14 protein-coding genes are annotated in these 14281 nt (G+C 61.3%); 10 read left to right on the plus strand and 4 right to left on the minus strand.

The window, feature by feature from the left end:
* The first annotated feature begins 3 nt into the window (after positions 1-3).
* Both KHO30_RS24525 and KHO30_RS24530 read left to right on the plus strand, forming a co-directional pair.
* Positions 4-1803, plus strand: coding sequence for an SDR family oxidoreductase (locus KHO30_RS24525; protein ID WP_211702607.1), 1800 nt, complete (start codon positions 4-6; stop codon positions 1801-1803).
* A gap of 28 nt (positions 1804-1831) precedes the next feature.
* On the plus strand, positions 1832-2734 hold the full coding sequence (locus tag KHO30_RS24530) for a metal-dependent hydrolase (RefSeq protein ID WP_211702608.1): 903 nt from the start codon (positions 1832-1834) through the stop codon (positions 2732-2734).
* Between the two features lie 17 nt (positions 2735-2751).
* On the opposite strand, the gene KHO30_RS24535 is transcribed toward KHO30_RS24530, so the two are convergent.
* Positions 2752-3645, minus strand: a complete 894-nt coding sequence (locus KHO30_RS24535) for an AraC family transcriptional regulator (RefSeq protein ID WP_200621644.1) — start codon at positions 3643-3645, stop codon at positions 2752-2754.
* 158 nt (positions 3646-3803) lie between these two features.
* Here KHO30_RS24535 and KHO30_RS24540 point away from each other — a divergent pair, with 158 nt between their 5' ends.
* Genes KHO30_RS24540 through KHO30_RS24550 form a run of 3 tightly spaced genes read left to right on the plus strand, consistent with a single transcriptional unit; the run spans position 3804 to position 5981 of the window.
* Entirely contained in the window at positions 3804-4583 is a 780-nt protein-coding gene (locus KHO30_RS24540) for an SDR family NAD(P)-dependent oxidoreductase (RefSeq protein ID WP_200654124.1), read from the plus strand.
* A gap of 44 nt (positions 4584-4627) precedes the next feature.
* Positions 4628-5068, plus strand: a complete 441-nt coding sequence (locus KHO30_RS24545) for a GNAT family N-acetyltransferase (protein WP_200654125.1) — start codon at positions 4628-4630, stop codon at positions 5066-5068.
* Between the two features lie 52 nt (positions 5069-5120).
* Positions 5121-5981 carry a class I SAM-dependent methyltransferase gene (locus KHO30_RS24550; RefSeq protein ID WP_211702609.1) on the plus strand — a complete coding sequence of 287 codons (861 nt, stop codon included), beginning with the start codon at positions 5121-5123 and terminating at the stop codon, positions 5979-5981.
* An 8-nt stretch (positions 5982-5989) separates the two neighbouring features.
* Here KHO30_RS24550 and KHO30_RS24555 read toward each other — a convergent pair whose 3' ends face one another.
* The 3 genes from KHO30_RS24555 to KHO30_RS24565 form a co-directional block, all read right to left on the minus strand.
* Positions 5990-7336: a glutamine synthetase family protein gene (locus tag KHO30_RS24555; protein ID WP_211702610.1), complete on the minus strand. Its 1347-nt coding sequence runs from the start codon at positions 7334-7336 to the stop codon at positions 5990-5992.
* A gap of 182 nt (positions 7337-7518) precedes the next feature.
* Positions 7519-8076 (minus strand): helix-turn-helix domain-containing protein, encoded by a 558-nt coding sequence (locus tag KHO30_RS24560; RefSeq protein ID WP_097394205.1) that lies wholly within the window; start codon positions 8074-8076, stop codon positions 7519-7521.
* Positions 8077-8091: 15 nt separating this feature from the next.
* On the minus strand, positions 8092-9381 hold the full coding sequence (locus KHO30_RS24565; RefSeq protein WP_211702611.1) for an NAD(P)/FAD-dependent oxidoreductase: 1290 nt from the start codon (positions 9379-9381) through the stop codon (positions 8092-8094).
* A 295-nt stretch (positions 9382-9676) separates the two neighbouring features.
* On the opposite strand from KHO30_RS24565, the gene KHO30_RS24570 reads away from it, so the two are divergent.
* The 5 genes from KHO30_RS24570 to KHO30_RS24590 all read left to right on the plus strand — a co-directional run bounded on the left by KHO30_RS24570 (position 9677) and on the right by KHO30_RS24590 (position 14088).
* Positions 9677-10186 (plus strand): DUF1993 domain-containing protein, encoded by a 510-nt coding sequence (locus KHO30_RS24570; protein ID WP_200653683.1) that lies wholly within the window; start codon positions 9677-9679, stop codon positions 10184-10186.
* A gap of 263 nt (positions 10187-10449) precedes the next feature.
* Positions 10450-11619, plus strand: a complete 1170-nt coding sequence (gene ampC, locus KHO30_RS24575) for a class C beta-lactamase (RefSeq protein WP_211702612.1) — start codon at positions 10450-10452, stop codon at positions 11617-11619.
* 48 nt (positions 11620-11667) lie between these two features.
* A complete protein-coding gene (locus tag KHO30_RS24580) occupies positions 11668-12150 on the plus strand; it encodes a cupin domain-containing protein (RefSeq protein ID WP_211702613.1) in 483 nt (160 codons plus the stop codon).
* Positions 12151-12293: 143 nt separating this feature from the next.
* On the plus strand, positions 12294-12935 hold the full coding sequence (locus KHO30_RS24585; RefSeq protein WP_211702614.1) for a DsbA family oxidoreductase: 642 nt from the start codon (positions 12294-12296) through the stop codon (positions 12933-12935).
* Positions 12936-13122: 187 nt separating this feature from the next.
* Positions 13123-14088, plus strand: a complete 966-nt coding sequence (locus tag KHO30_RS24590) for a LysR family transcriptional regulator (protein ID WP_211702615.1) — start codon at positions 13123-13125, stop codon at positions 14086-14088.
* The last annotated feature ends 193 nt before the right edge of the window (positions 14089-14281 follow it).

Consider the following 14281-nt stretch of genomic DNA (forward strand, 5'->3'; position numbering starts at 1 on the left):
CGCATGCAACTTCTAACGGAACCGATATCGCCCACGCTGTACGAGGCGCCGCCCGTCACGCGCCGCACCGAATTCACGGTGAACTCGGGCGATGTGACGCTTGCCGCGAGGGCATGGGGCGACCCCGCCCGGCCTACTGTGGTGTTAGTGCATGGCTACCCCGACAACAGCGAAGTCTGGGACGCAGTGGCCGCGTTGCTGGCACACGATTTCCATGTGATTGCCTACGATGTCCGCGGTGCGGGGCAATCCACTGCGCCTAAAGGGATGGCTGCTTACCGTCTGGGAAAACTCACCGACGACTTCACCGCTGTCATCGACGCCGTAAGCCCGAATCGTGCCGTCCATCTGGTCGCGCACGACTGGGGCTCGATCCAGGGCTGGGAGTTCGTCACTGAAGAGCGACTGCGTGGGCGCATTGCGTCGTACACATCGTGCTCGGGCCCTTGCCTCGACCACGTCGCTTACTGGATCCGAGCACGCTTGCTGCGTCCCACGCCGCGTTCGATCGGCAAGCTATTGGGTCAGCTGGTGCGCTCCTGGTATGTGCTGCTGTTTCATTTGCCGGTGCTTCCAGGCTTGACCTGGCACCTATGGCTCGGCCGCGCGTGGCCGCGTGTATTGCGTCGCGTGGAAAAGACACAGATCGCACCGCGCCCGACGCAAACGCAGGACGGCGTGCGTGGCGTCTCGCTGTACCGCGCCAACTTCATCCGCTGCCTGTTCACGCCGCGCAAGCGTTACGCACACGCGCCGGTCCAGGTGATCGTGCCGACGCTGGACAAATACGTTAGCCCGGCCTTGTCCGAAGATCTTTCGCGGTGGGTGCCTAAGTACTGGTGCCGTGAGCTGACCGCGCGGCACTGGTTGCCGGTCACGCACCCTGAACAGATGGCCCGGATGGTGCGTGAACTCGTCGATCACACTGAAGGCGGCGTCGAACCGGACACGCTGCAACGCGCCCGCATGGACGCCGCACGCAAACCGCTCAGCGGCAAGCTCGCGGTCGTGACCGGTGCGGGCAGCGGCATCGGGCGATGCATTGCACTGGAATTCGCGAAGCAGGGCGCCGCAGTGGTCGCGGTCGATATCGACACTGCAAGCGCGGAACGCACGGCTACCCTGGCCAGGTTGTCAGGCTGCCAGGCGTATGCACGCAAGGCCGATGTTGGCAGCGCCGAACAGATGGAAGCGCTGGCGAATTGGGTAGGAACGGACCTTGGCGGCGCCGACATCGTGGTCAACAACGCCGGCATTGGCATGGCGGGCGGCGTGCTCGACACCTCGGCACAAGACTGGGAGCGCATTCTTCACGTCAACCTGTGGGGCGTGATTCACGGCTCGCGCCTGTTCGCCCGGCAGATGGTGAAGCGCGGCAACGGTGGCCACATCATCAACACCGCATCAGCCGCGGCCTTCGCTCCTTCGCGCGATCTGCCGGCCTATGCGACCACCAAGGCTGCCGTGTTGATGCTCAGCGAGTGCATGCGTGGAGAACTCGCTGCACACGGGATCGGCGTCAGCGCAATTTGCCCTGGGTTCGCCGAGACCGGAATCATGGCCTCGACCCAGTACGTCGGCGCCAGTGCTCAGGAACAGGACCGCATGCGCCAGAAAGCCACCAGGCTTTACCAGTTGCGCGGCCTGCAACCCGAAACGGTCGCGAAAGCCGCGCTCCGTGCGGTATTGCGCAACAAGCCTGTGGTCGCCATCGGCTTCGAGGCGCATTCAATGCGTTTCATCTCGCGCTACATGCCTGGACTAAGCCGCGTGATCGCCCGCATCGGCATGGTGCCGCATTGATCTCACTCACCGGATGCCGGAGACCGTCATGACCCAAGAGCACACTCAATACAAGATCAGGGCGCGCCATGTGAAGTTCGACTGGAGTCAAACGCCGATCCAGTGGATTCCCGGCGACCCGTCGAGCACGCACATCATCAATGTGCTGAACCTGCTGTTCCCCGCCGGCGAACTATGGTTTTGCCGCGTCTATAACAAGGCGCTACCGCTGATCACCGACCCGGCGCTGCGCGACGACGCAGAGGGGTTTCTCAGGCAGGAAGCGGTGCATTCGCGCTCGCACGGCGGTGTGCTCACGCACTACTACAAGGCGCACGGCATCGACACGCAGCCTTTCACAAAGAAACTCGACTGGCTGTTTGGCAAGCTGCTCGGCGAGCAGCCGCTTGGACTGAAGATCGGTAAAACGCGCTTCTGGCTGCGTCAACAGTTGGGTGTCATCGCCGCGCTGGAACATTTTTTTGGTTATCTCGGCAATTGGGTGCTCAATGCCAACGGCCTCGATGCCGCTCATGCCGACCCAACCATGCTCGACTTGCTGCGCTGGCACGGCGCCGAAGAAGTGGAGCATCGCACCGTTGCCTTCGACATCTTCCGGCATATGGGCGGTACCTACTTCGAACGCTGCTTCCACATGCTGTCGACGGTGTTGCTCCTACTGTACTTTCTCACGCACGGCGCGCGCTTCATGCACCAGCGCGATCCCGACGCCGGTACGTACCGGGGTTTTATCCTCGCCTGGCGCGCCGGAGCGCGGCGCGGTTGCCTGCCGTCGTTCTGGAAAATGATCGCGGCAGCGCTACGCTATTTCAATCCGCGCTATACGCCGCATCACGAAGGCTCGACCGAGCAGGCGCTCGCTTATCTTGCCACCTCGCCCGCTGCGCAGGCCGCGGCGCATGGAGGCAACTGGGTGCGCGATGCGAATTGATACGGCGGCGTGAAGCACTAAGTTGTTGCGGTTTTCAAAGCCTCTATGTCACGGCGAGGTGGCGCTCCAAACATGCGCGAATATTCGCGGCTGAATTGCGACGCGCTTTCGTAGCCCACCTGATAGGCCGCAGCTTCGGCATTGGCAATACCTGCCACCATCAGGTTGCGTGCTTCAAGCAGGCGAAGCTGCTTCTGGTATTGCAGCGGCGTCATCGATGTCAGCGCCTTGAACTGCCGGTGGAATGCCGACGGACTCATTTGTGCCACGGCGGCCAGGTCTTCGATGCGTATGGTCTCGGTGAATTGGCCTCTTAACGCGTGGATGGCAGTCACGACTTTATGCACATGGCTGGTTGCCAGCACGACCCGTGCGACCTCGTTGCCGTGACGCCCCGTTAGCAACCAGTAGCAAATTTCTCGCTTGATCATCGGCGCGAGAATGGGAATAGCGTGAGGCGTATCGAGGAGACGCACCATTCGCAGCATGCAGTCGGCGAGCGGCCCGTCAATCTCGGTGACAAACACGCCGTGGCCGAGCTCGTCTTCCGGCGCAGGTGGCGTATCGAGACATGCCATGACATCGCGCATGATGGCAAGGTCGAACTCCATGGCAATAGCGAGGTAAGGCTCTGTCGGACTGGCCTTCACAATCCTGCTGAACGCCGGCATCTCAACGTTGACGATCAGGGCTTGTCCTGCCCTGTAGTCGTACCGCCTGTCACCGAACGTCGTCCACTTGGCGCCTTGAACGACGACACAGAGAGCCGGCTTCATGATCAGATGAGAAGGGTGTTTTTCATGATCCGACCGGATGATGATCAAGCCCTCGATGGCGGTCATGAACGGGCCTTCGCTCCCGGCTTGATTGTCGGTGTAGCGTTTGACACCTTCGACCAAGGCATTTGACATATGAACTTCCTCCGCGCCTGCATTTCCGCATGTTACTGCCTCCCGTGTCGAGCTGCAGAGCCTGAGCAGGATTAGGCAAGAAGAAGGACAGTTAGGGCATTCAGCCTCGCCATCGGCCGGAATAAGCTGCGTCTACACCTCTAACGCGGAGCGCAAAAATGACAGCAGGACAATCGGCAGACGCCATTTCGAAAATTGCCATCGTGACAGGCGGGAGTCGCGGCTTGGGGCGCAATACGGTCGTGAGCCTTGCGAAGCGCGGCGTCAGTTCCGTATTCACCTATCGCGCCAATCAGGCGGAAGCCGACAAGGTTGTCGGCCTCGTGGCGGAGGAGGGGCAAAGAGCCATTGCGCTGCCACTCGATACCGGAAAGGTGAGCACATTCGACGCGTTCGTGGAGCAGGTTCGGGCGTCGCTTGCGCAGTTGGGCGCCGAGCGTTTCGACTACCTTGTCAACAACGCCGGCACTTCGAATCACACGCCGTTCGAAAAGACAACCGAGGAGGAGCTGGACAGTCTTTACCATGTCCATTTCAAGGGCGTGTTTTTCCTGACGCAAAAGCTTCTGCCGTTGATCAAGGACGGTGGCCGCATCGTGAATATCTCCTCGGGACTGACCCGTTTCACCTTCCCAGGCAGTGGGTCCTATGCATCCATGAAAGGCGCGGTCGAGGTTCTGACTCGCTATCTCGCGAAGGAACTCGGTCCGCGTCGAATCGCCGTCAATACCGTCGCGCCAGGCGCAGTCGCCACCGACTTCAGCGGCGGCATGGTGCGCGACAATCCCGAGATCAACAAGCTGGTTGCGGACGGCACGGCACTCGGCCGTGCGGGCTTGCCCGACGACATCGGCCCGATGATCGCGTCGCTGCTGTCCGAGGACAATCGCTGGGTCAATGGCCAGCGCATCGAAGTCTCGGGCGGCATGTCTCTGTAGCTGTGCCAGAATCGGCATTCTCCCAACGAGGACAGAATGCCGATATGGCCGACAATCACAACAACAGCCTGGATATCCGAAGGCTTTCCCCGACAGAATGGGCGCAAGCCTTTCCGGTGATCGCGCAATTGCGGGCGCTTGATCAAGACGAATTTCTCAAAAGAGCCAGGCTGCAATCGCATTCTGGCTATGAGCTTGTCGGCGCTTTTCAAGGCGGCAAACTTGTTGGCGTGATGGGGATGAGGCCGGTCCACACGTTGGCGCGCGGGGCGCACTTGCATATCGACGATCTCGTCGTCGATGAGGCGACACGGGGCGGCGGTGCGGGTCGCGCCTTGACGGAATATGCGGAAGCCGACGCACGTGCTCGCGCTATGACTGCGGTGTTTCTCGACGCGCGGCCGGATGCCGTTCCCTTCTATGAGCGACAGAATTACGTGCTGCATCCCGCACCGTCGATGAAAAAAGTCCTCTTGCCCTCGTAAGCGTGAAATGGGTTAACGTCAACAATATTCGCCCACAGGAGGATCGAAAGTCATGACCGACAAGCAAGATGCAGCGCCAGACAGCACAGCAGCGCGAGTCGCCTTGTGGCGCGCGCTCCATGTTTGGTCCGACCCGCCGCCGCATGTGCTGGAAGACGTAATCGGCCTAAAGCTGCTGGCTCCGGACGAGGGCTGGCGCAGCCGCGGGGACATGGATCCTCAATTCACGCGACCCTTTCGCGCTTCGATCGTGGCGCGTGCCCGCTTCATTGAAGACCTGGTTGTGGAGCAGTCCGGCCGCGGGCTTGATCAGTACGTCATCCTCGGCGCCGGCCTCGATAGCTTCGCGCAGCGGCGACCGGAGATCGCATCCCATCTCAAGGTGTTCGAGGTCGACCAGCCGGGTCCTCAGGCATGGAAGCGTCAGCGTCTGATCGAGCTGGGCTTCGGCGTTCCGGACTGGCTGCGCTTTGTGCCAGTCGATTTCGAGGCGGGGGGAAGCTGGCGAGACGGGCTCGTGACCGCGGGCTTCGATGACAGCAAGCCGGCAATCGTGGTCTCCACAGGCGTCAGCATGTATCTCACGAAGGATGCGAACGCAGCCGCGCTGCGCGAAGTCGCGTCCCTTGCTCCAGGATCGACGCTCGCTATGACGTTCCTGCTTCCGCTTGAGATGGCGGACCCTGAGGTGCGCCCCGGGCTTGAGATGGCAGAGAAGGGCGCACGATCAAGCGGGACACCGTTCATCAGTTTCTTCACGCCGCCGGAGATTCTGGCGCTGGCTCATGAAGCGGGCTTCGGAGAAGCACGGCACGTCTCGGCGGCCGATCTTACCGAGCGCTACTTCATGGGCAGGACCGATGGTCTGCGGCCGCCAAAGAATGCTGAGGAGCTGCTGGTGGCCAATACCTAGCCGCTCGCTCAAAGGAACCAGCGGTATTCCCGCGCATTCACTTCGTTCATGAAATCCAGATGGTTCTGGCGTTTGTTCTCGCAGTAGACCATCACGAACTCTTCGCCCAAGCCTTTGCCTACGACCGGATGGTCCTGCATCGCGGCGACGGCTGAGAGCATGTCTTGCGGAAAGTCGACACCGCTTTGGCGGTCTTCGTTGAGCGGTGCGATGGGTTCGCGGCCTGCATCCAGCCCGTGTTCCATGCCGGTGAGAATAGCGGCGAGTACAAGGTAAGGGTTCGCATCGGCGCCCGCCAGGCGGTGTTCGATGCGCAGGTTGCGGTCATCCGATTCCGGAATGCGAATGCAGGCGTCGCGGTCTTCGAAACCCCAACTGGCACGGCTGGCTGCATTCGTCTTCCAGCCATAGCGGCGAAACGCGTTGTGGTTGGCGGCGAAGACAGGCATGCAATGCGGTAGCAAGGCGAGGCACCCGGCCACTGCATGGCGCAGCGGGCGCTGGCCGTCGGCGGCCAGCAGGTTGTTGCCCGCTTCGTCGTAGAGACTCACATGCACGTGCATGCCGCTGCCCGGCGCGTGCAGGTACGGCTTGCTCATGAAGCTCGCGCGGTAGCCGTGTTTCAGCGCCACGCCGCGCGTGCTGCGACAGAACAGGGCAGCCCAGTCGGCGGCGCGCAGACTGTCGTCGTTGTGGCCAAAGTTGATCTCGAACTGCCCGGGCCCGAGCTCGGCGGTGATCACGGTAGCGTCCACGCCCTGCTCACGCGTAGCGTCGACAATCTCGTTGAGCACACTGGAGAAGCGCGACAATCGCTCGATGTGCATGTTGGACTGGTCGTCCGGATCGTCGCAGAACGGGTCGCGCGGGAATTGCGGAAGACCGTCCGCCAGCCTGGCGTCGAACAAATAAAACTCCAGTTCAAAGGCGACAACCGGGCGGATGCCGCGCCGCTCGAAGCGTTTCAGCACGCGTGCCAATACCTCGCGCGGCTCGAACTCGATGGGCGTCTCGGTGCCGTCCGAGCTGATCAGCATCTGTCCCAATGGCTGGCTTTCCCATTGCACGGGCTTGAGAGTGCCGGCGATCAGTCGGCGCTGCGCATCCGGATCGCCGTCGTTGAAGCAGTAGTCGCCGATTGGGAACACGCCACCTTGTGCGCCGAGCAAAATGCAGTTCTGCGGCAGTTTCAGGAGACTGCCGGCAGCGACTTTCTCCAGGATGTCCACGGGATATCGCTTGCCGTAGAAGTGCCCGGGGATATCCAGGCAAATGAGGTCGACGTAACGCACCTCGGGATACGCCGCGCGAAAGGCGCGTACTTCGCTGAGCAGGTCGACGCTGGGGGAAGTCATGTTGTTGTCCTTCTCACGCAAAAATGACGCGATGATTGAGCTTCAGTTAAAAGCAGTCGTGGAAAACGTAGGCAAGTCGGCGGCATAACAGAGCTGAACGCGATAATCACAACGCCGTCCATTAGTCATCCGAATTGACATTTAGCGCAGCCTTCACTGCTGCGTCATGTATTGCCTGAATCCTAGGTGAACACCCAAAGTACCCGCGTGGGTTCATCGGAGAGATTTGCGTAGCGGAATCGCGCGTGCGCCGGCACCTGGAAGCCGTCGTTAGGGCCGAGTGTCGCGGGTTGCGCTTCGTCGTCCAGCCAGATGGTCAACTCGCCTTCGAGCACAAAGCCACCTTGCTCATCGCTGTCATTCAACGGTTTGTCGCCGCTGCTGGCGCCCGGCGCCAGGTGGCTTTCCAGCATCGAAAAACCTGCTGACATGTTCGGCGACACCAGCACGTCGGTCACGCCTTCGGCGTAATACAGCGTGCGGCGTTCATCCGGGCGGGTCACCCAAGGCAGCGCACGGGGTTTGCTCAGGCTATAAAAATAAGTGGTGGGCACGCCGAGAGCCTCGCCGATGGCGGTCAGATCGCCCACGGTCGGACGCGAGAGGCCGCGCTCGATCTGGGAAAGGAAACCCACCGAGCGGCCGATCTTTTCCGCCAACGCCCCCAACGTCACCTTCTTATGCTTGCGCAGGTCCCGAATCAGTATCGCGAGACCTTCGATTTCTTCCTGCTTGTTCATCTTCTGCCCCTTCGCTCAGACTCTGTCGCGCAGACGATACCAGGTCTTGCCAATGACCTCCAGCGGCGCGGCCAGTAGCGCACCGCCCGGAAAAGGCGGATTGTCGATGGCCTGATACAGGTCCAGCAATTCGTCGTCGCCGAGGATGGCGTCGGCGACCGCCCGGCCGGCGGCGAGCGTAGGCAGCACGCCGTGCCCCGAATAGCCTTGCAACCAGTAGCGCTCACCTTGTCGACCGATATCCGGCGTGCGCTTCATGCTGATGTCGATATGCCCGCCCCACGCAAACTCGAGTTCCACTCCGCGCAGTTGCGGGAATGCGCGCTCCAGGTAAGGCCGGGTTGCCGCCGCAATATCCTTTGGAATGCCGCCCGCGTAGGTGCAGCCGCCGCCGAACAGCAGGCGGTTGTCAGGACTTAAGCGGAAGTAGTCGGGAACGAACTGGTTGTCGATCACGCAGCTGTTGCGTGGCAGTAGCGAACAGGCCACCTCCGGCCGCAGCGGCGACGTGGCCACCTGATAGGTGCCAACGGGCAGCATGCGCCTGGAAAGTTTGCGGTCGAGCCGGTCGATATAGGCATTGCAGGCGAGTACCAGGACATCCGCGCGCACCTCGCCTTTATCGGTGCGCGCGACAAAACCGCCAGGCGTCTCGCGGTAGTCCAACACCTGGCTTTGCTCGAAGATGCGTCCACCGGCCTGTTCGATCGCCGCGGCCAGGCCTTGGGCCAGTTTCAGCGGATTCAGATGGCCTGCCTCGGGATCGTAGAGCGCCGCCTGGTAGCGTTCGCTTGCTATCCATTGAGGCATTTCCTCGCGAGGGATGAAGCGCATCTTGTCGTAGCCCCACTTTTCCTCGGCTTCCTGTTGGGTCTGCTCGAGGAGGGCGGTGCGGCGCGGCAGCACCGCCGCCCACAGACTTCCCGCACGGTAGTCCGCATCGAAGCCATGCCGCGCCGGCAGTTCACGTATCTCGCCGGCGGCCCAACGCATGCTGTCCCACAGTTGGCGGGCACGTTCCAGACCTAGCGCTGCCTCTAGCGGAGGCATGTCGCAAGACCAACCGAGCAGAGCCTGGCCGCCGTTGCGCCCGGACGCCGCCCAGGCTACCCGGCTGGCTTCGAGCACCGTGACACGCTTACCCGCGAGGGCCAGACGCAGCGCCGTGTGCAGGCCACTGAACCCCGCGCCGATGATCAGCACTCCCGTGTCGAGACGCTCTTCCAGCGCCGGCCGCAGAGGGATCGGGGCAGGATAGGTGCGTGCGTAGTAGCTCGCGACGTGCTCGGCTGACTGGTCGAACATGTTGGCTCCCGTGAAAAATTTAGCGGTAAATTTCATGAAAAAATACCATTCATTTTTCACGGGCGCAAGCGCGCGTCAAAATGCCGACGTTCTTTTCATCGATCAACCGACGGAGAAACGCGCATCGGGCATCGGGCCGAGTTCGGCCAACGCGAGACAGCTATTGCTGTTCAGCCCCGAAGGCGCGTGGACCCGCACTTCCGGCTGGACGGTGGTAACCTTCCCCCGCCTATTATTCAACCGGCCGGCGCGGCATCTTCCGCGCCGGCATCCAACATCGACCGAAAGAGTGATCATGACCAGTTCCATCTACAGCGCATCCGTCCCCGTCTTCAAGCAAATGCTGACCGCATTGTCCGAGGTGCTGAAGAAAGCCGAAGCGCATGCCACCGAAAAGAACATCGAGCCGAACGCGTTGCTGCAGGCGCGCCTGTTCCCGGACATGTTCCCCCTGGTGCGCCAGGTGCAGATCGCCGCGGATTTCAGCAAGGGCGTCAGCTCGCGCCTGGCCGGCGTAGAGGTGCCGTCGTGGCCTGACACTGAAGTGACGTTTGCCGACCTGCAAGCGCTGATCGCCAAAGCGTTGGCCCACCTCGGCACGCTCGACGCCGCCCAGTTCGAGGGTAGCGAGAACAAGGAAATCGTCCTGCGTCCGGGTACGCCGAAAGAGAAGAAGCTGGTCGGCAGCGCCTATTTGCAGAACTACGGTCTGCCCCAGTTTTTCTTCCACGTCACAACGGCCTACGCGATTCTGCGTCACAACGGCGTTGAAATCGGGAAGCGCGACTATATGGGATCGTACTGATCGTCGGCGCACGGGCAGGGCGGTCGTTTCATCTGCACTTGCCGTCCGGCCCGCATGCCTTTGCTCGATGGTTCGGTTTTATGCGTAAGCGGTGAATGGCGGGTAAGCCGTGGAGGGATATCGCGAGCCACGCGAAAGATTTTCTTTCGCTACGGACAAGATATCGTCGATAGTCGATGAGTCTGCGAGCACGCATACTCCTTCCCCGGCAGACCCGTTTCAACGCCCGTCACCCACCTACGCAAAACCGATCGATCAGGGACATGAATCTGAGAACCATAAGCCTCATCGCAGCGACCGTCTTTGCGTGCACTATCGCAACCGTTAGTCACGCGGCCGACGATCAGCAAAACAGAATCAGAGGTACGGTAGACCGCGCCATACAACCGGTCATGGCGAACGATGGTATTCCCGGCATGGCCGTTGGCATCATCGACGGTAACCGGCATTACGTATTCAACTACGGACTCGCGTCGACGAAAACCAGAACGCCGGTTACCTCGGACACTTTGTTCGAACTGGGTTCCGTCAGCAAGACATTGACGGCGACGCTCGCGTCCTATGCGCAGGTGAGCGGTTATCTGTCTCTGTCGGATCAGACGAGCAAGTACCTTCCGTCTCTGCGCAATAGCGAATTCGGCAAGGTCAGTCTTCTCAACCTGGGCACGCACACGCCCGGAGGACTCCCGCTGCAGGTGCCGGACAGCATTCGCAACGACGATCAGTTGATGCAGTATTTCAAGCAGTGGCAGCCCACCTATGCGCCGGGAACCCATCGGACTTATGCCAATCCCGGCATTGGTGCGCTCGGGCTGATAACGGCGAAGAGCATGGGGCAGGATTTCAGCGCGTTGATGGAAAATCGTTTGTTTCCTGCGCTTGATATGAAGCGCAGTTACATCAACGTTCCCGCGGGGAAGTTGAACGACTACGCTCAGGGCTACACGAAAGATGGTGGGCCGATCAGAGTGGCGCCTGGGGTGTTGTCCGCTGAGGCCTACGGTGTGAAGACCACGGCTGCCGACATGGTTCGTTTCGTGGAAGCCAACATGAATCTAATCCAGTTGGACCCGAAGCTCCAGCGCGCGATTGCGGACACCCACACCGGATACTTCAAGGCAGGGGGCATGACCCAGGACCTGATATGGGAACAGTATCCCTATCCCGCCAAATTGCAGACGCTTCTGGACGGAAACTCGTCGGCGATGATCTTCAACGCAACGCCGGTCACTGAAATCGTGCCGCCGCAGCCGCCTCGTGAAGACGTCTGGATCAACAAAACCGGCTCGACTAACGGCTTCGGCGCGTACGTCGCATTCATTCCGCAGAAGCGGTTGGGGATCGTCATTCTCGCGAACAAGAATTTCCCTATTGATGAACGCGTGACCGCCGCATACCGGATTCTCACGTCGCTAGCTAACGACGAACAATGAGTGTGTAAGGCGCTATTATCGACCGTAGCCCCCAAAGGAGAACACCCGATGAGCCGACCCGAATTCATCAAGCATTGGACCGAGCTGGAAGAACCGGATGCGCATTCCTATCGCGGCGATACCGAGAAAATGGCGCTCGACGCGCCGCTTTCCGCCGCACTCGGCATCACGCGCATTGGCATTCATCACGTGAGGCTTCTGCCCGGCCGGCGCACGTCATATCCGCACGCCGAAAGTACCGAGCAGGAGTTTGTGTACGTGCTCGAAGGCAAGCCTGACGTCTGGATCGACGGCGTGCTTCATTCGATTGCTGAAGGCGATTCCGTCGCGTTTCCGTCAGGCACGGGCATCTGCCACACCTTCATCAACAATACGAAGGACGAAGTCAGGCTGATGGTGATCGGCGAACGTCCGCGCGACGACAACCGCATTCGTTATCCGGTCAACGAAGCGTACGAACGGACCCGCGCGGACCGCTGGGTAGACTGGCCCGCCAGGCCGCTAGGGGATCACAACGGGATGCCGGACTGAGGGCCACGCAGCGGACGAGCGCTACGGCGTACATCCGGAGCGCGGTCCTGCAGAAATCAGCGATTCAGGCTAGGCTACCCTGTGGGCCGTTTTTGCGTCGCACCGAAGCGGCCGCGCCACAGGTTATTTCAGTCAGGAAAGCAATGAAACAACAGCTAACAATCGATTTTGTCTCCGATATCGCATGCCCGTGGTGTGCCATCGGCCTGTCGTCACTCGAGCTTGCACTATCGCGCTTGAGCGATACGGTCGACGCTCAAGTCACCGTGCATCCCTTCGAGCTGAATCCGGACATGGGGCCGGACGGCGAGGCCATTGTCGATTATCTCGGCAAGAAATACGGACGCACGCCAGAGCAGATCGCGGAAACCCAGGCCATGATCCGCGAACGCGGGGCGAGCGTTGGTTTTACTTTCGGCCCGCGTGAGCACGTCTATAACACCTTCGACGCGCACCGCCTGCTGCATTGGGCCGGTATCGAAGGCAAGCAGTTGCCGCTCAAACTGGCGCTGCTGCGGGCCTATCATGCCGAGGGCAAAGATCCGAGCAATCACGAAGTTCTGGTCGACGCGGCCCAGTCCGTGGGGCTCGACGCCGCGCAAGCAGCTGAGGTGCTGCGCAGCGGAATCTATGCCGACGACGTGCGTGCGGAAGAACGGGAATACCAGGCGAAGGGCATTCAGTCCGTGCCGGCGATCATCTTCAACGGTCGCTATCTGGTGAGCGGCGGACAACCCGTGGAAACCTTCGAGCAAGTCATCCAGCAGATTCTCGCCGAAGCGTAGGGCGGCAATCGGCAATCGCGCCGGCGACCCGTTGCGCGCAACGGGTCGTCACCGGGTTCATTGCCCGCACACTGAATCCCGCCACACTTGTCACTCACACCGTTCGATGCACGGCAGTAGTGTGCTCTACAAGGACGAGGCTGGTGATGTGTTCCATAGCGCCTCGACATCCATAGGAGAGACGCTCGTGATGGATCGCATCATGGCGATGCAGACCTTCGTACGCATCGTCGACGCCAACAGTTTTACCCGCGCCGCGCAGTCGCTCGGGATTCCGCGCGCCAGCGCGACAACCCTCGTGCAGAACCTCGAGGCCATGCTCGGCATCCAGTTGCTCGTGCGCACCACGCGCCGGCTCAGTCTGACTGCCGAGGGGGCCGCCTATTACGAGCGTTGCGTGCAGATTCTCGCCGACATCGACGACATCGAGGCGAGCCTGCGGCATCCCGACGACCGGCCACGCGGGCGGCTGCGCGTTGAGATGCCGGCGGTCGTTGCGAACGCGATCGTGTTTCCGGCCCTCGACGATTTTCACGCGCGCTTCGAGCACATCCTGCTCACCTTCGGCGTCAGCAACCGCCAGGTCGAACTGGCCGGCGAAGCGATCGATTGCTGCATTCTGACTGGCAAGCCACCGGATGCGGGCTTCGCCGCTCGCCGACTGGGCGCGCTCGAGCGTGTGACCTGCGCGAGCCCGCTTTATCTCGCACGGTACGGCACGCCGCAACGGTTCGAGGAGCTAAGCGGTCACGCCGCGGTGAACCACACGTGCGCGCAAACAGGGCGTGCGGCGGATTTCGATTTTCAGGTCGAAGGCGACACGGTCAACGTGTCGCTTGGGGGCTTTGTGCAGGTGAGCGACGAGCACGCGTTCCTCGAATGCGGCCTGCGCGGACTTGGACTGATCCAGCCGCCACGGGCGTTGGCCCAGCCCTATCTTGACTCCGGGCGGCTGCGTGAAGTGCTGCCGCATCACAGGCCCGCGGCGCTGCCGGTATCGGTCGCGTATCTGCGTCATCGCCGCGCTCCGCCTCGCGTACTTACCTTCGTCAACTGGCTCGCGGAACTGTTCGAAACAGCGCGGCATGTAAGCCATGAGCAGCCGCCCGTGCAGCAGAGTCTGCGTGGCGTGGAGACCGCCGAACCGGCCTGAAACGAGCGGCAAACCACATAGTGGGAACCGGGCGTGAGATACCAGTGCGCACGACACTAGGGAATGCCTACGCTTGAGCCGTTGCCATTCAGCGTCGTAAAATCGTGGCACATCAGTTTGGGTGGCCCAGCAATGTGTCTGGCTTCTCGTTACGATTTCAGCCGCGATACCCGGCAATGCCCGGCGCAGCGGC

Source organism: Paraburkholderia aspalathi, from assembly GCF_905220735.1.
GTDB classification, from domain to species: domain Bacteria; phylum Pseudomonadota; class Gammaproteobacteria; order Burkholderiales; family Burkholderiaceae; genus Paraburkholderia; species Paraburkholderia aspalathi.